Annotated in this window: 14 protein-coding genes and 1 pseudogene; 9 read left to right on the forward strand and 6 right to left on the reverse strand. The window is 60.4% G+C overall.

The genetic code is table 11. The features are described 5' to 3' along the window. Positions 1-126: 126 nt before the first annotated feature. On the forward strand, positions 127-294 hold the full coding sequence (locus tag DDQ68_RS19085) for a type II toxin-antitoxin system YoeB family toxin (protein WP_109657722.1): 168 nt from the start codon (positions 127-129) through the stop codon (positions 292-294). A 188-nt stretch (positions 295-482) separates the two neighbouring features. Here the strand turns inward: DDQ68_RS19085 and DDQ68_RS19090 are convergent, their stop codons facing one another. Both DDQ68_RS19090 and DDQ68_RS19095 read right to left on the reverse strand, forming a co-directional pair. Then, entirely contained in the window at positions 483-1,886 is a 1,404-nt protein-coding gene (locus DDQ68_RS19090) for an NADH-quinone oxidoreductase subunit N (RefSeq protein ID WP_109657723.1), read from the reverse strand. Between the two features lie 99 nt (positions 1,887-1,985). Further along, complete coding sequence (locus tag DDQ68_RS19095) at positions 1,986-3,452, reverse strand: complex I subunit 4 family protein (protein ID WP_109657724.1); 1,467 nt, start codon at positions 3,450-3,452, stop codon at positions 1,986-1,988. Positions 3,453-3,630: 178 nt separating this feature from the next. Between DDQ68_RS19095 and mnmH the strand changes: the two genes are divergently transcribed. From mnmH to DDQ68_RS23095, 5 genes and pseudogenes are all read left to right on the forward strand, one after another. After that, positions 3,631-4,671: a tRNA 2-selenouridine(34) synthase MnmH gene (mnmH, locus tag DDQ68_RS19100; RefSeq protein ID WP_109657725.1), complete on the forward strand. Its 1,041-nt coding sequence runs from the start codon at positions 3,631-3,633 to the stop codon at positions 4,669-4,671. A 2-nt stretch (positions 4,672-4,673) separates the two neighbouring features. Further along, positions 4,674-4,760, forward strand: a pseudogene (locus DDQ68_RS25040) (hypothetical protein); the annotation flags it as partial. 101 nt (positions 4,761-4,861) lie between these two features. Continuing rightward, on the forward strand, positions 4,862-5,065 hold the full coding sequence (locus tag DDQ68_RS23555) for a VOC family protein (RefSeq protein WP_211320177.1): 204 nt from the start codon (positions 4,862-4,864) through the stop codon (positions 5,063-5,065). A 58-nt stretch (positions 5,066-5,123) separates the two neighbouring features. Continuing rightward, on the forward strand, positions 5,124-6,188 hold the full coding sequence (gene selD, locus DDQ68_RS23560) for a selenide, water dikinase SelD (RefSeq protein ID WP_109657726.1): 1,065 nt from the start codon (positions 5,124-5,126) through the stop codon (positions 6,186-6,188). Beyond that, a complete protein-coding gene (locus DDQ68_RS23095) occupies positions 6,170-7,075 on the forward strand; it encodes a glutamate--tRNA ligase family protein (protein WP_211320178.1) in 906 nt (301 codons plus the stop codon). The genes selD and DDQ68_RS23095 overlap by 19 nt, the downstream gene beginning before the upstream one ends. Before the next feature lie 11 nt (positions 7,076-7,086). On the opposite strand, the gene nfi is transcribed toward DDQ68_RS23095, so the two are convergent. Continuing rightward, entirely contained in the window at positions 7,087-7,776 is a 690-nt protein-coding gene (gene nfi, locus DDQ68_RS19120) for a deoxyribonuclease V (protein ID WP_109657727.1), read from the reverse strand. A 263-nt stretch (positions 7,777-8,039) separates the two neighbouring features. Between nfi and DDQ68_RS19125 the strand changes: the two genes are divergently transcribed. From DDQ68_RS19125 to DDQ68_RS19135, 3 genes are all read left to right on the forward strand, one after another. Beyond that, positions 8,040-8,420, forward strand: a complete 381-nt coding sequence (locus tag DDQ68_RS19125; RefSeq protein WP_109657728.1) for a hypothetical protein — start codon at positions 8,040-8,042, stop codon at positions 8,418-8,420. Between the two features lie 85 nt (positions 8,421-8,505). After that, a complete protein-coding gene (locus DDQ68_RS19130; RefSeq protein WP_109657729.1) occupies positions 8,506-9,195 on the forward strand; it encodes a DUF1990 family protein in 690 nt (229 codons plus the stop codon). Between the two features lie 70 nt (positions 9,196-9,265). Beyond that, positions 9,266-10,315 carry an NAD(P)-dependent alcohol dehydrogenase gene (locus tag DDQ68_RS19135; RefSeq protein WP_109657730.1) on the forward strand — a complete coding sequence of 350 codons (1,050 nt, stop codon included), beginning with the start codon at positions 9,266-9,268 and terminating at the stop codon, positions 10,313-10,315. 100 nt (positions 10,316-10,415) lie between these two features. On the opposite strand, the gene DDQ68_RS19140 is transcribed toward DDQ68_RS19135, so the two are convergent. From DDQ68_RS19140 to DDQ68_RS19150, 3 genes are all read right to left on the reverse strand, one after another. Then, positions 10,416-11,969, reverse strand: coding sequence for a serine hydrolase (locus DDQ68_RS19140; protein WP_109657731.1), 1,554 nt, complete (start codon positions 11,967-11,969; stop codon positions 10,416-10,418). Positions 11,970-12,131: 162 nt separating this feature from the next. Continuing rightward, positions 12,132-14,222, reverse strand: a complete 2,091-nt coding sequence (locus tag DDQ68_RS19145) for a T9SS type A sorting domain-containing protein (RefSeq protein WP_211320179.1) — start codon at positions 14,220-14,222, stop codon at positions 12,132-12,134. Between the two features lie 474 nt (positions 14,223-14,696). Next, positions 14,697-15,719, reverse strand: a complete 1,023-nt coding sequence (locus tag DDQ68_RS19150) for a T9SS type A sorting domain-containing protein (protein WP_109657733.1) — start codon at positions 15,717-15,719, stop codon at positions 14,697-14,699. Between the last annotated feature and the right edge of the window lie 159 nt (positions 15,720-15,878).

Here is a 15,878-nt window from a genome sequence, read left to right on the forward strand (position 1 = left end):
TAAAACCCCGGCTCTGGACGAAATCGCTCACTTATTTTCTTCACCCTCTAATGCCACCCGGCTGTACATGGCCTTAGAGCGCGACAGGCGTGGCGAGCGCGAAACCCACGAGTTACTGACGGCGCTGTGACGTTGAGTTGGGACACCGCCGCCTGGGAAGATTTTCAGTACTGGCTCGATACTGATAAAGCTACGGCTCGCAAAATCCGGGCATTACTCAAAGAATGTATGCGTATCCTTACCACGGGCACGGGCAAAACAGAACTCCTCAAACACGATTTTGCCGGATTCTAGTCGCGCCGCATTGGTGGGGAGTACCGGCTCACCTATCGCTTCGAGGCCGACCTTGGTACATGTGTTGCAATACCGTTTCTATTACGCGGCCAAATAGGGCCCCAAGGGCTCGGTAAATTGCCACTACGTTGGTAATAAAGAAGGCCACCCAATCCGGGTGGCCTTCTTTATTATATGAAAGCGACGTACTACAAAATTCCGCTTAGCAAGCCCGGCAGGATGCCTAGCGCGATGGTGAGCAGCGCCAGCAAGCCCAGGGTGAAGGATTGCAAGCCATCGACGGGTACGGCGTCGGCCGTGGGGCCCTCGGCGGGGCGCAGGTACATGGCTATGATGGGGCGCAGGTAGTAGTAGATGCCCACCATGCTCATGATGACGGCGAAGACGACGAGGCCGATGTGGCCCTGTCCGACGGCGGCGGTGAGTAGGAATAATTTGCCGAAGAAGCCGCCCGTGAGCGGAATGCCGGCCAGCGAAAGCATGGCTACGGTCATCACAAAGGCTAGTAGGGGGTTAGTTTTGCCCAGGCCATTTAGGCCGGCGTAGTCATCGCGCTGGCGGTGGTCGGCCACTAGCTTCAGCACGCCGAAGGCTGCCACGGTGGCTATCGAGTAGGCGAGGGAGTAGAAGAAAATGCCGTTGGCGGCGGGGCCCGTGAGGCTGCCATTGCCGGCTACCAAGCCGATGAGCAGGTAGCCGGCGTGGCTCACGCTGGAGTAGGCCAGCATGCGCTTGGTGGTAGTTTGGACGGCGGCGCCCACGTTGCCGAGCAGCAGCGTGAGGGCGCACATGGCCTGGATGGTGGGGGCCCAAAAGCCCTGCGCGGCCGGTAGGGCCACGGCCAGCAGCTTGAGAAACGCCGCGAAGCCGGCCGTTTTCACCACCGTGCTCATGAAGGCGGTGAAGAACGTGGGCGTGCCCTCGTACACGTCGGGCGTCCAGAAGTGGAAGGGCGCGGCCGATACCTTGAAGCCGATGCCGATGATCATCAGCAAGATGCCAATGTAGAGCATGGGCAGCAGGCTGGCGTTGGCGGGGGCGGCCACGGCGGCGGCAATTTGTGAGAGGGCGAACGTGCCAGTGGCGCCGTAGAGCAGCGCAATGCCGAAGAGCAGGATGCCGGTGGCGAAGGCCCCCATCAGGAAATACTTAAGGGCGGCCTCGTTCGAGCGGGAGTCGCGCTTGCTGGCGCCGGCCAGCACATACATGCTGATGCTCAGGATTTCAATGCCCACAAACAGCATCAGTAAGTGGTCGTAGCCAATCATCATGATGGCCCCCACGAGCGAGAACAGCAGCAGCGCGTAGTACTCGGCCAGGTTGGGCTCGTGGGCCACCACGTAGCTGCGCGAGAAGGGCAGCAGCAGCAGCGCCGTGAGCACCACGATGCCAGTGAAGGCCACTGTGTAGTGGTCCACGGTCAGCATCTGGTTGAAGAACGACTGTGGCGCTTGGTTCCAGTCGGCCAGGTTGGCCCCGAACACGGCCAGCAGCACCAGCATCACGCCGGGCAGCAGCACCTTGTTCGAGCGCAAAAAGCCCAGAAACAACTGGACGATGCCGAAGATGGAAAGGAGGATGATGGAGGTCATAGGGTAGGAAACGTCATTCCGAACGCAGTGAGGAATCTGGGCAAACTGCTAGCAGTGCCGAACCCAGATTCCTCACTGCGTTCGGAATGACAGGAAGATTTACCGCCCAACGGCGGACAAAATGCTGCTGACGGCCGGCTCGGATATGTGCAGGAAGGTGCCGGGGAACAAGCCCAGCCAGAACACCAGCACAATCAGTGGCACGAACACGGCCAGTTCGCCGCCGGTGAGGTCGGTGATGGTGGCTGAGAACGACGAGTCGGGGCCCAGCATGGTGCGCTGGAACAAGCGCAGCAGGTACACCGCCGAGAAAATGATGGTAAGGCCGGCCACCGCGCCCACCCAGGCTGAGTACTCGTAGATGCCGGCTAGTAGCAGGAACTCGCCCACGAAGCCGCCGGTGAGGGGCAGAGCCACAGTGCTGAGTAACATCACCAAAAAACAGACCGACAGCAGCGGCGTGCGGCGGGTGAGGCCCCCCAGGTCGGGCAGCAGGCGGGTGCCGGTGCGGCGCTCGATGGCGTCGGCCACGAAGAACATGCCCACCACGTTCACGCCGTGGGCCAGCATCTGAATCACGGCGCCTTGCAGGCCGATTTGGGTAAGCGAGAATACGCCGGCCGCCATCAGGCCCACGTGCGAGAGCGACGAGTAGGCGATGAGGCGCTTCATGTCGCGCTGCCGGATGGCGATGAGGGCCCCGTAGATAACCCCGATGACGGCCAGGATGATGACCGGCTTTTGCCACTGGCTGACGCCGAGCGGCACGATGGGCAGCAGCCAGCGCAGGGTACCGTAAATGCCCATTTTCAGCATGATGCCCGCGAGCAGCATGGTGGCCGGCGCGGGGGCCTCGGTGTAGGTATCGGGCTGCCAGGTGTGGAAGGGGAAAATGGGCATCTTCACGGCGAAGGCGGCGAAAATCAGCCAGAACAGCCACGACTGCTCGCCGGCGCTCAGCCTCAGCTTATAGAACGCCGACAGCTCGGAGGAGTGGGCGGCGAGGCTGCCGGCGGCGGGGCCGGTTTGTAGGTACAGGTACACGAAGCCGGCCAGCATCAGCAGCGAGCCGACGACGGTGTAGAGGAAAAACTTGAGCGTGACGGCAATGCGCCGCTCGCCGCCCCAGGCCCCGGCCAGGAAATAAATCGGGATGAGCGCCACTTCCCAGAAGAAGTAGAATAGAAAGGCATCCAGCGACATAAACACGCCGAGCAGCCCGGTTTGCATGAACAGCACCAGCGCGTAGAAGGCCGAGGGATTCTCGTAGTTGCCCCGGAACGCGGCCAGCAAAATGAGCGGCACCAGGAAGGTGGTGAGCAGCACCAGCAGCAGGCTGAGGCCGTCAAGCCCGATGTGGAAGTTGATGCCGGCCGACTGCACCCAGGCATAGTCGAGGTTGTAGGCCGATGAGCCGTGGCGGGTGAAATCGATGGCTATAAAAGCGGCCAGGGCAAATTCGACTAGGGTAGCCCCCAGGGCCAGGGCCCGGGTGGTGGCCCCTTTGGTGAAGTGGAGCAGCAGCGCGGCGGCCAGGGGGAGAAAAAGCAGTACAGCAGTCAGCATCGGCAAAGCAGAAGGGCGGCGGCGGCTCCCGAACCGGGCCGCGAATTGCGTGCAAACTTACGCATTGCCAGATAAGAGCGCACGCCTATAAAGTTTCGAAGACCAACTTTGTGCGGGGGCGGGAGTAATTTCGCCCCATTGGCCCCACCCGTTGGCGGGGCCCCTTGCCCGAACCCGTATGGCCCGCAGCCCCATTGCCGATTTTTTGACGGCCCCGGCCACCGTGCCCATCTTGGATGTGCGGGCCCCGGCCGAGTACGCCCAGGGCCACATCCCGGGGGCCCTCAGCCTGCCGCTGTTCTCCGATGACGAGCGCGCCCGCATCGGCACCACCTATAAGCAGGTGAACCCCGACAAGGCCGTGCTGCTGGGCCTCGATTTTTTTGGGCCGAAAATGCGGACGATGGTGGAGCAGGCCAAGCAGCTGGCCCCCAGCCAGGAAGTGCGCCTGCACTGCTGGCGCGGCGGCATGCGCAGCGGCGCCGTGCAGTGGCTGCTGGAGCTGGCCGGCTTCGAGGTGAACCTGCTCGACCACGGCTACAAGGACTACCGCCGCTGGGCCGGGGCCGAGTTTGCCCGGCCGCGGCCCTTGTACATCGTGGGCGGCTACACGGGCAGCGGCAAAACCGAGGTGCTGCACGCACTGGCCGCCCAGGGCCAGCTGGTGCTCGACCTGGAGGGCCTGGCGCACCACAAGGGCTCGTCGTTCGGCAGCCTGGGGCAGCCGGCCCAGCCCACGCAGGAGCAGTTCGAGAACAACCTGGCCGCCGCCCTGGGGGCCCTGCCCACCGGCCAGCCGGTGTGGGTGGAGGATGAAAGCCGCTCCATCGGCAGCCTGCACATCCCCACGCCGCTCTTCGACCAGATGCAGGCCGCCCCGCTGCTGGCCCTCGACGTGCCCCGCGCTGCCCGGGTGCCCAAGCTGGCCCTAGAGTACGGCCGCCACGACGCGGGGGCCCTGGCCAGCGCCATCCTGCGCCTGCGCAAGCGCCTCGGCGGCCTCGTCACCAAGGAGGCCCTGGCCGCCATCGCCGACAACGACATGGCGACGATGGTGGACCTCGTGCTGACATATTACGACAAGACCTACGCCTACACCATGACCAGCGCCCCCACCGGCCGCCGAACCGTGCCCGTGCCAGCCGTGGATACCGACGGGGCTACGAATGCGGCGCTGGTGCTGGCCGCGGCGGCCGAGCTCCCGCCAACGGCTTCATAATAATGCTAATTCCCAAGCTGCGCGTGGCCCGGCTCACCAACGACCTGGCCGCGCTGGCGCATTTCTACTGCGAAGGCCTGGGCCTTGAGCGCCTGGCGGGCTTCACCGCGCACCACGGCTTCGACGGCGTGATGCTGGGCCACCCCGGGCCCCCTACCACCTGGAATTCATCCGCGAAGACGGGTAACTGGTGGCGCCCGCGCCCACGGCCGAGCACCTGCTCGTGTTTTATTACCCCGATGCCGCGGCGTGGCAGGCAGCCACGGCCCGGCTCGAAGCGGCCGGCTACGCCGCCGTGCCGGCCCACAATCCGTACTGGGAAGCGCAGGGCCGCACTTTTGCTGACCCCGACGGCTACCGCGTGGTGTTGCAGCAAGCCGCCTGGGCCCTGTAATTAATAGTTATTCACATTGCGTTGTTAACCCTGGTTGATAACTAACACTTTGCTACTGATGTCCGCCACCCCTCAATCCGACGAACCCATTCGCCTCACCCAGTATAGCCACGGGGCGGGCTGCGGCTGCAAAATAGCGCCGGCTGTGCTCGATAAAATCCTGCACAGCAGCCTGCCCCAGCCCAACTACCCCGACCTGCTGGTGGGCAACGGCAGCCGCGACGACGCCGCCGTGTACCGCCTGCCGGGTCAGGACGGCCAGTGCGTCATCAGCACCACCGATTTCTTCATGCCCATCGTGGACGATGCCTACGATTTTGGGCGCATCGCCTCGGCCAACGCCATTTCCGACGTGTACGCCATGGGCGGCCGTCCCATTCTGGCCATCGCCGTGCTGGGCTGGCCCATCGGCAAGCTCGCGCCCGAAGTAGCGGCCCGCGTCATCGAAGGGGCCCGGGCTATTTGTGCCGAGGCTGGTATCCCGCTGGCCGGGGGCCACAGCATTGATGCGCCGGAGCCCATTTTTGGGCTGGCCGTAACGGGCCTGGTGGCCGAAAAAGACCTCAAGCGCAATGACACGGCACAGCCTGGATGCCGCCTCTACCTCACCAAGCCGCTGGGCGTGGGCATGTTGACGACGGCCCAGAAGCAAGGCATCCTGCGCCCCGAAGACGCTGACGTGGCCCCCGCCCAAATGCGCCAGCTCAACAAAATCGGCGCCGACCTCAGCCCGCTGTCCCAGGTGCAGGCCCTCACCGACGTCACGGGCTTCGGTCTGCTCGGCCACCTGGTCGAAGTCTGCGAAGGCAGCGGTGTGCAAGCCGTGCTCAATTTTGCCAAAGTGCCGCGCCTGGCCGCCGCCGAAACCTACCGCCGCCAGGGCGCCGTACCCGGCGGCACGGCCCGCAACTATGCTAGCTACGGCCACAAAATAGGGCCCCTCACCGACGAGCAGCAGCAGTGGCTCTGCGACCCGCAAACCTCGGGCGGCCTGCTCGTATGCGTCACGCCCGAAGGGGAAGCCGCCGCCCAGGCTATTTTCCAGCAGTACGGCCTGGCCCTGGAAAGCTTCGGCGAATTGGTAGCGCACCGCGCCGGCGAGCCGTGGATAGTGGTGCAGTAGGGGCCCCAGGGCCGGTGGTGGCGCGCCTGGCCCCCACGCCCAGCGGCTGCCTGCACCTGGGTAACGCGGTGAATTTCGTGCTGACCTGGCTGCTCACGCGGCGGGCCGGCGGTACGCTACACCTGCGCATCGATGACCTTGACCGGGCCCGCTTGCGCCGGCCGTATTTGGACAATATTTTTCGAGTAATCGATTGGCTGGGAATTGACTACGACCAGGGCCCCCGCGGGCCCGACGATTTCTTGCGCCACTACTCGCAGCTGCTGCACCTGCCCGAATATAATGCCGTGCTGCGCCGCTTGGCCCAGCAGCCCGGGCTGGTGCAGGCCAGCCACCGCAGCCGCACCGGGCTCCCCGGGGCCCTAGTTCCACTAGATACGCCCGGCGCGGCGTGGCGGGCGCACGTTCCGGCGGGTACCGAAATCGACTTTCTGGACGCTTGGCAGGGCCAAACTAAAGTCCAGCTCGATACGCTGATGCCGGGCTTTGTTGTTTGCAAAAAAGACGGCGTGGCGGCCTACCAGGTAGCGTCGGTTGTGGACGACTTACGCCTCGGCACCAATCTGATTGTGCGCGGATTGGACTTGCAAGCCAGCACCGCCGCGCAGCTTTGGCTGGCTGTGCAGCTCTCCGAGACGGCCGCTTTTAATACGGCGCGGGTTCAATTTTTTCACCATCCGGTGTTGACGGATGCGGCGGGGCAAAAACTGTCCAAGTCGCAGCAGCAGCCGCTAGATGCGGGCGTACTGGGGAGTAGCAAAGGGCCAGCAATAGTTTTTGAAGCAATAACTGATTTATGGGGACTACCACACGGCAATTCTGGGTCGCTGGAAGAAATACAATTTTGGTTGCCGGAAGACTGGAGCCATTTACATCCCAACCCCTAGTTTCGAAGAGGTCAGCGCACTTCTTTTTTGAACTCCTCGGCCCAATAATCGGCCAGGCGGGTGGGCTCGGGTAGCTTGTAGCCGCGCAGGCAGGCCAGGGTGAGGCGGGTGGCGGTGGCCTGGTCGCAGCGGTGGCCGGGGCTCACGAACAGCGGCAGCACCTTGTCTTTGCTGCGGATGACTTGGCCAATCAGCTCGCCGGTTTTGGCATCTATGAGGGGTGTAATATTTCCTTTTTCGGGCCCCGGCTCCGTGAAACTGCCGGTGAGTTTCTGCTTGGCCACGCCGAAGGTGGGCACGTCGAGCAGCACGCCCAGGTGCGCGGCAATGCCCACGCGGCGCGGGTGCGCAATGCCGTGGCCGTCCACCATAATCACGTCGGGCTGGTTTTCGAGCTTGGCGAAGGCTTGCACCACGTTGTCGGCTTCGCGGAAGGAGAGGAAGCCGGGCACGTAGGGCATCGTCACGGGGGCGTAGCTGTATACCTTTTCGACCAGTTCCAGCGACGGGAATTTCAGCACCACGAACACCGACAGGATGGTTTCGGGCGTGGGAAACGACGAGTCGCAGCCCCCGATCAGGCGGGGCTCTTGGGCCAGGGGCTCGGCGCGTACGCGCTGGCGCATGTCATGCTGTTGCGCAGTGAGGCTGCGCACCAGGGCTGGGTCGGGCGGAGGCCCCGGGGGGCGGAAGTAGGCCATGCGGTTGGGGCTGGGGGAGAAGGACGGAGGGAGCGCGCCGGTATCGGAGGCAGGCCCCGCCAGGGGCCCCACCTTCGGCTGCGGGAGGCCGTATACGCGAGCTGGAGGCCTGGCCTCCGTTTTGTAACGCACAATTTCACCCCGCCCCCCGCCGTGGCCGCTACCACTAAACCCGGACAGCCCGCCGCTCAGGGCTCGGGGCCCCAGCTAGTCCGGCGCTACTACATCGACGGGTACGGCCGCGCCTGGGGCCCGCCCCGCTCATGGCTCCCGTGCAGGCCGATTTGCCCCGGTTTTCGCCCGCCTTGCTGGCTGATTTTGAGCGCACGGACGGCGAAGCCGGGGCGTTGCGGGTGGGCGACGAGTTCCACATCAAAATCCTGGGGCCCTGGAACGGCAGCGTGCGCGTGACCGGAGTCGGCGCCACGTTCTTCGAGTTCACCACCCTCGAAGGCTACCCCGAAGCGGGGCGCATCCGCCTCGAAACCCATACCCTCGACGGCCGGCCCGACGCGCTGCGGTTCGAAATTCATTCGGTAGCCCGCTCGCGCGACGGGCTGGTGGCCTTCGCCTACAACACCAGCGGGGGTGGCAAATCGATGCAGGAAGCCACGTGGGTCGAGTTTTACTGGTGCGTGGCCTAGGCCAGCGGCGGCCAGGCCCTGGGGCCCGTCATGGTCAAAACCACCCGCCACGCCGCCGATGGTACCGCTGAATACACCGTTGCCCATGCCTAGCCCCGCCGCCCCGCCCGCCTGGGAGCCGTACCGCGCCCGCCTCGCCGCCTACGCCGATGCCCGCGTCAACTACGACTACGTGAGCCAGACTGAGTATACTTCGGCCGCCGGCTGGCGCATTGATAACTATTCCGTTGACTTGCCCGCCGAAGCCCCCGGGGCCCCCGCGCCCGCCGGTGCCTTTGCTGCGGCGCAGGACGTGTTGCGGCGCTACGCCTTCCCGCCGCCCAACCTGATTACGGGCTACTTCGACCCCCGCCAGCCGCTCGAAAAGCGCATCATGGTGCTGCGGGCGCACTCTTTGGTGTTTAACTTCTACTTCGGCGTGCGGGTGGCCGACGTGGTGGACGAGGCTGCTGAATTTATCCCAAGTCCTAGCGGTGCCCCAGGCCCAGGCTCTGAGCGGGTTTGGGGCTACGGCTACCGTACGCTCGAAGGCCATTTTGAGCGCGGCCAGATTAATTTTTCGGTTCACAAAAACCTGCGCACTGGCGCAGTAGATTTTCGAATTAGCGCCGTGTCGCAGTCGGGGCACATCCGTAACCCGTTTTATTGGCTGGGCTTCAAATTGTTTGGCCGGATGCTGCAACGCCGGTTTGCGCACGAGTCGCTGGCCCGCATGCGCCGCCTGGTGGCCGAAGCCCTGGCGCGGCCGCAACCTTTGGGAGGGGCGGCTGGTTAAAGGAGCCTTGTGCAGGATCAAAATCGGTTGTGCGCAATTAATCCGACTCTTTTTTCTAAACCCAATTTTAATGAGTACCACCAAAGCCTACGCGGCCCCCGCCGCCAGCATTCCCCTTGAGCCCTTCACGCTGGAGCGCCGCACCCCGGGGCCCCACGACGTGCAGATTGATATCTTGTTCTGCGGCGTGTGCCACTCCGACCTGCACCAAATCCGCGACGAGTGGGGCGGTTCCATCTTCCCGATGGTGCCTGGCCACGAAATTGTGGGCCGCGTAGCCGCTGTGGGCGACCATGTCAAAAACTTCAAAGTGGGCGACTTGGCTGGCGTGGGCTGCATGGTCGACTCGTGCCGCACCTGCCCCAGCTGCCAGGAGGGCCTGGAGCAGTACTGTGAAACCACCGGCATGGTGGGCACCTACAACGCCCGCGAAATCGGCAGCGGCCAGCCCACCTACGGCGGCTACTCGCAGCAAATCGTGGTCGACGAAAAGTATACTTTGAAGGTGAGCGAGAAGCTCGATCCGGCCCGCGTGGCCCCGCTGCTGTGCGCTGGCATCACTACCTACTCGCCCCTGCGCCAGTGGAAAGTAGGCCCCGGCCATAAAGTAGGCGTGATGGGCCTCGGCGGCCTCGGCCACATGGCCGTAAAATTTGCCGCTGCCCTGGGTGCCGAAGTAACCGTGCTCAGTACCTCGGCCAATAAAGAAGCTGACGCCCGCGCCCTGGGGGCCCACAAGTTCGTGGTGACCAAGGACGAAGCGCAGCTGCAGTCGGTGAACAACTACTTCGACTTCATCATCAACACCGTATCGGCCCAGCTCGACCTGGCCACCTACGTGAACCTGTTGCGCCGCGACGGCACTATGATTCTACTGGGTGTGCCTACCGAAGCGCCCCACATCCACGCCTTCAACCTGATTGCCAAGCGCCGCCGCATCGCCGGCTCGCTCATCGGCGGTATCGCCGAAACCCAGGAAATGCTGGACTTCTGCGCCGAGCACAACATCATGTCCGACATCGAGATGATTGATATTCAGCACATTAATGAAGCTTACGAGCGCATGCTGAAAGGCGACGTGAAGTACCGCTTCGTAATCGACGTAGCCTCGTTGAACTAACTGGTTCCAGGGCCCCAAGGGCCCCATGCAAAACGGCCGGCTTTCCGCAAGGGAGGCCGGCCGTTTTATTGCTGCTCAAACCTACTTTTAGGGCCCCGGCTCACTGCTTGCTGAACACGTAAGAATCCTGTTCCAGGAATGGGTTGACGCGCAGCTCCATGGTGCGCACGCGGGCCCCTTCGGCCCGGAACAAAGCCGGAAAAATGCCGTAGGCGGGGTTAGAATACGTGGTGCGAAACTGCTCGCCGTCCATGTAGTCGAGCTTTGCCACCAAGCCGGGGTGGTTGGAAAAGTGCACTTGCAGTTGCCGCCCCTGGGCCTCCACCGTTACGGCGCCGTACACCGAATTACGGTACACGCCGGCGTAGGTGCGGAGGTCGCGGGTGGGGCGGTTCTTGCGCTGCACGCGGGTAGCTAGTTCGGCCACGTTGCGTTGAACTTCCTCGCGGCCGGGCCGGGCCAGCGTGTACAGTTGACGGCTGCGATCCACGTAGGGCACGCCCAGGTAGGCGTCGAGCAATTGGTAGCGCAAGGCCTCAAAAAAGCTTTGGTTGTCTTGGTTGGTGAGCACGGCGATGCCCAGGCCTTCCTCGGGCACAAAACACACGTTGGTAACGAACCCGTTGGCCCCGCCCGTGTGCCAGTATACTTGCCGCCCGTTGTAGTCGCCAATGAATATGCCCAAGCCGTACATAGAAAAATGGCTGGGCAAAATCGACGATTTTGCGTCCGAAACCAGCGTGTTGGCGGTTCGGGTGCGGCGCAGCGTGGCCCAGGGCAGCACCTGCCGTCCGGCATAGCGCCCGCTGTCAAGCTGGAACTTGAGCCAGTGTGCCAGGTCACTGGCGCACGACACGAGGCCGGCGGCTGGTGCCAGGTTGTCGAGGTGGTCGAACGGCAGCGGAATAAGGGGCCCAAACGCGTCGGAGTACGGCCGCGCAATGTTGGGCCGCTGCGCGTACCCGGCCGTGAGCGGGTAGGTGTGGGCCATGCCCAGCGGCGTGAGTAGGCGCTGCTGCACCCAGTCTTCCCAGCGCTTGCCGTCCAGCACCTGCGGAATGATTTCGCCCGCCGCCAGGAAGCCCGAGTTGCAGTAGCCGTAGGTTTGGCGGAAGGGATTGACGGGCCGTAGGTTGCGCATCTTGTCCACAATCTCGGCCCGGCTCAGGTCGGAGTTCCAAAACGTGAAATCGCCCTGGAACGTCCGGGTGCCCAGGTGGTGCCCCAGCAAGTCACGGATGCTCACCAGCTTGGTGCTGGTTGAGTCATATAACCGGTACGCGGGTAAATACCGGCGCACCGGGTCGTTCAAGTTCAGGCGCCTTTCTTCCTCCAGCTGCGCCAGGGCCGTTCCCGTGAACAGTTTCGTGTTGGAGGCAATCATGAACAAGGTATTGGCGTCAACCGGCTCCGGCGCGCCCATCGTCCGCACGCCGAAGCCCTGCGTGGCCACTACTTGCCCATCCTTCACCACCACTACGGCCAAGCCCGGAATATCCCACAGGCGCAGGCCGCGCTGCACGTAGGCCGCCAAACTATCGCGCACAAACCTGGCCCCATAGGCGCGGGGCTGCGCGGCGCTGGGCAGGGCCCCCAGCAGCAACGCCACCAACCCCAGCAGCAGGCCGCGGCAAAACGCGAAATAAAAGAACATGAAAAAGCAAAAAGGCCGGATGGAATGCGAAAAATAAGCACGCCACCGGTAAGGCCGCGGGTTTCTTTTGCGAAACGACTAGGACGAGCCCAAAGGCTACCGGCTAGCCCACAAAAAAGCCCTGCGGATCACGCAGGGCTTTTTTGTGGGCTAGAAAAAAGTCTATTGCTTCACCACTTTGAGGCGCTGGGTCTGGCCGTCGTTGTAGCGCACTTGCACTACGTACAGGCCGTAGGGCAGGCTGGCCAGATCCGACAGGACCAGGTTGGAGGCCCCGGCGGCCAGCGTGGGCTGCCAGCTGCGCACCTGGCGGCCTACACCGTCGAGGACACTCACCGTGGCTTGGCCAGCAACTGCCGTTTGCAGCGACAAGTTGATCTCCGATACAAATGGGTTGGGGTAGCCATTTACCGAAGTAGCCAGGGCCCCGCCAAACGAGAGGGACTGCGGGGCAAACAGGTTTTCCTTGCCGTCCACATCGAGCTGGCGCAGGCGGTAGTAGCGCGTGCCCTGCTTGTTGGCCGTCACGTCGCGGTACTGGTACGTGCGGGCCGCCGAGCTATTCGGCGAAACAGCGGCCACAAAGCCCAGCTTGCTGAACGTCGTGCCGTCCGTCGAAACCTGCACTTCAAACCCCGAGTTGTTCAACTCCTGCGCAGTGGTCCAAGTCAATAAGGCGTTGGGGCCCTGGGCCACGGCGGCAAAGCTGGTTAAGGTTACGGGCAGCGGGTTGGTGCGGTCGCCGAGGGTAAATGTAGCTGCTATTGCTCCTGTAATGCCATTTCTGGTGAGGGTTTTAGCATCGGAGGAGCTGCTGGTTTTGTATAGGGGCTGGAAAGGAACGTCGCCGCTCTCCGAACGAAATAGTAATAAGTTGGCTGCTTGGATGCCATTCAGGTCAGCATTTAAGTAGCCAAAGTTTAAATTGAAATTTTGCAGGGTAGCAACACTTGCCGTGAAAGAGAAGCTGCGGCGGATGCTGACGCTAGTACCGGCCCCGTAATAAATAGCACTGTTACGGGTAGCCACCGTAGTGCCGGGATTGCCACTGTTTGCAGTTAATCCTACGCCAATACCACCAAAATCACTACTGCCACCCTCACCTATCAATTGGGAAGAACGCAGTTCCCCTAATACATAACCGTCCTCTGATTCACCTACTATTCGGGCAGTAGGTTGCAGGATAACACAGTACAGGTCAGCATTTTCAGTGCGGGTGACTAATATGCCTTTCTTACCACTGAATGTAATGCTGTTCTGAATCGTGAGCGCACCAGTCAATGATTTTGTGCCACCTCCATCAATCACAACATTATCGATTAGGGTCGAAGCATCAATTACTTGGTCTTGCCCAAAGAGATAGAGGGTTCCCTTTATTGGCTTAAGTCCCGCATTTATGTCCTGGTAGTTTCCGTATATGAACAACGTTGAATTAGTTAGGTATAATCTACCCCGCGCCTGCCCAGCAGTTCCCTGAATAATGATGTTATGTACCTGAGCTTGGGCATTGTTGATTGCTGGGTAACCCGAACCCGTACCTTGTCTAAAAGGAATGGTAACGTCTGAATTGGAGTTGGGAATACCATTAGGCGCCCAGTTGTCGGCATTGAACCAGTTTCCATCGTTTGCTGACTTCCAAGCCTTTGGCTGATAGATGCTACCGTTCACAGTCACTATGAAAGTGGCAGCGTAAAAGTCACCATTGTTAGCATCCAATACAATGCTTGTGATACCATTGTTGGTGATAGTGGTTTGAAAATACAGCTGAAGGGTGTAAGTACCCGGTGTACTAGCGAAGCTCACCAAATTAGGCTGGGCCCCAGTGTTGGTCCACTTCAAGGCGTTGCCATTGGAACTTGTTTGCTGCAACGGGAGTGGAATAAAACTACCCACATCATCTAAATTATCTGCACGGTATATTCTGTACAGTAACTGCGTCGTTTGAACGTTGTCACCAGGATTGGTGATAATATTCGCCTCGGCGCTAAGAGCTAGTACATCAAGGTTGCTTCCGCTGCGGTCAAATGTACCAAGGCTTCTGCCCTGAAATGTGCCAGGGGCTCCGTTGGTAGAATATGGCGTGCCGTTAGCGATAACAAAGTTGGTAGCAAAGCCTCCAGCCTTTACTGATGTGGTGAATCCGGCAAGCATGAGCAAGGTCAGGCAGGCCATTAGCCCCGCTTTGCCATTCAATAATGCCCGCTGTACTAGTGAATAAGGCATGGGAGTATGCGTGTTTAAAATTTTTTGCATGATGTCAATAAATAACATGAGTAAACGACAGACAAATATACGTTGATCTGCATGATTGGGTGGTTTTATACAAGAAAATATTGATTATCTCCATTTTGTGCAAAACGTTTCTCGCCAATAGCGGTGTAGATTCAATTTGATGCCGTGAATATGCTATAGGTAGCACGAGCGCTTTGCAGTCAGTATTAGGCACCCAGTATTACTTTTTAGTTACGGCTTGGATAGTTAGGGAGGCAATGGCTAAAAAAACAAAAAAAGGCCCCTCCTGAATGGAGGGGCCCTCGCCTAGTAATAGTAGATACCCGGCCTAGATAACAATAAGTGGCCGGCTTAAATAAGACACGTATTAGTGGAGGTATATCGCTGATTATTAAATTGAAGCACGTTGATAGGAAATAGTGGCGGTAGAATCGCCATAGCAGTGCAATGGATAAATTTTAAGCGGAGTAGCGTTTTCAATTTGAATATTACAATTTAATTAGACACAACAATGCGTTTTTGAATGGGGCTGCCAAAGCCCGTTAATGTGATGAGGTAAGTGCCAGGTGCTAGCCCTTGGGGTAGAGCCAACGGGGCGAGGTATTGCGCTTCGGCCGGCGTGAGCGCTTGGGCCATTACAGGGCGGCCCATGGCATCGGATAATTGAATAGTGAGGCTTTTGCCACCGAAGCCCTGCAAATGCAATTGCAGCGGCTGTCCCGCGCTGGGATTGGGATATACTTCGATGTGCTGAGCCTCCGGTAGCGTAGGAGATAGGGTTATTACGTTGCTGTAATGAACTGCGCCGTCATTGTCGGCTTGCAGTAAGCGGTAGTGGGTAGGTACAGTCAGCTTCCGGGGGTCAGGCCACTTGTATGCTAAAAGTTGCGTGCTAGTGCCTGCTGCCGTTACCCGATCGGCTTCGGTAAATAATATCCCGTCGGTCGAGCGTTCAAGAGCAAAGTAGCTCGTGTTACGCTCAGTAGCTGTAGCCCAACGCAATTGAACCATGTCGCGGGTATCTACCGTACCAGCAAATGCTGTCAACTCAACGGGCAGGGGCCCCGGAGCAGCAGAGGCAATGCGGGTAGACGTTGCCATGCTGCTGCCACGGGTATTATAAGCAATAGCGGTTCCATCGGTGTTATACTCTGCATTAGTAATGTAGTAGTATGTATTAGGCTGCAAATCTGTAACAGTAAGGGTATGACCCGTGCCGCTGTATAGCACGTAGCCTGTACCTAGAGGGGCACCCTGGCCGAATGCAGTAGCGGCATTGTAAAAGCGGCCGTCGGTAGCAGCCAGCGGAACTGGCATCCCCCCTTGAGTGGCGGCAATGGCAACCATACGGCCTTGACCGTTGCCACTGTTGCCAAAACTCAACTCCATAGTAGTAGCCGTGACGTGAATGACACTGACTTCACCGCCCTGGCTCGGGGCCACCACCTGCGCCAACGCCTGGTGGCTAACCAGCCCAGCCACCAGGCCTACCACAAGGGTTAAGAAGCGGAAATTCATATAAAAGCTAGTAGAGAGTGGAACCAAATATAAAATCTGATAGGAGGAATAGGGGTTTATAAAATTATAAATATTCCAATAATAAACAACAGCTTATAATTTAGGTGCAACTCGCTGGCCAGCTGTTTTGCGATAGACAAATATAGGACTAAAAATCAA

Origin of the sequence: Hymenobacter nivis (assembly GCF_003149515.1) — a bacterium.
GTDB lineage: Bacteria > Bacteroidota > Bacteroidia > Cytophagales > Hymenobacteraceae > Hymenobacter > Hymenobacter nivis.

Bases quoted from the DNA above. Each gene is read 5' to 3' on its own strand.
- DDQ68_RS19090 (WP_109657723.1), bottom strand. From the start codon at position 1,886: ATGACCTCCATCATCCTCCTTTCCATCTTCGGCATCGTCCAGTTGTTT.
- DDQ68_RS19095 (WP_109657724.1), bottom strand. From the start codon at position 3,452: ATGCTGACTGCTGTACTGCTTTTTCTCCCCCTGGCCGCCGCGCTGCTG.
- mnmH (WP_109657725.1), top strand. From the start codon at position 3,631: ATGGCCCGCAGCCCCATTGCCGATTTTTTGACGGCCCCGGCCACCGTG.
- selD (WP_109657726.1), top strand. From the start codon at position 5,124: ATGTCCGCCACCCCTCAATCCGACGAACCCATTCGCCTCACCCAGTAT.
- nfi (WP_109657727.1), bottom strand. From the start codon at position 7,776: ATGGCCTACTTCCGCCCCCCGGGGCCTCCGCCCGACCCAGCCCTGGTG.
- DDQ68_RS19125 (WP_109657728.1), top strand. From the start codon at position 8,040: ATGGCTCCCGTGCAGGCCGATTTGCCCCGGTTTTCGCCCGCCTTGCTG.
- DDQ68_RS19130 (WP_109657729.1), top strand. From the start codon at position 8,506: ATGCCTAGCCCCGCCGCCCCGCCCGCCTGGGAGCCGTACCGCGCCCGC.
- DDQ68_RS19135 (WP_109657730.1), top strand. From the start codon at position 9,266: ATGAGTACCACCAAAGCCTACGCGGCCCCCGCCGCCAGCATTCCCCTT.
- DDQ68_RS19140 (WP_109657731.1), bottom strand. From the start codon at position 11,969: ATGTTCTTTTATTTCGCGTTTTGCCGCGGCCTGCTGCTGGGGTTGGTG.
- DDQ68_RS19145 (WP_211320179.1), bottom strand. From the start codon at position 14,222: ATGCAAAAAATTTTAAACACGCATACTCCCATGCCTTATTCACTAGTA.
- DDQ68_RS19150 (WP_109657733.1), bottom strand. From the start codon at position 15,719: ATGAATTTCCGCTTCTTAACCCTTGTGGTAGGCCTGGTGGCTGGGCTG.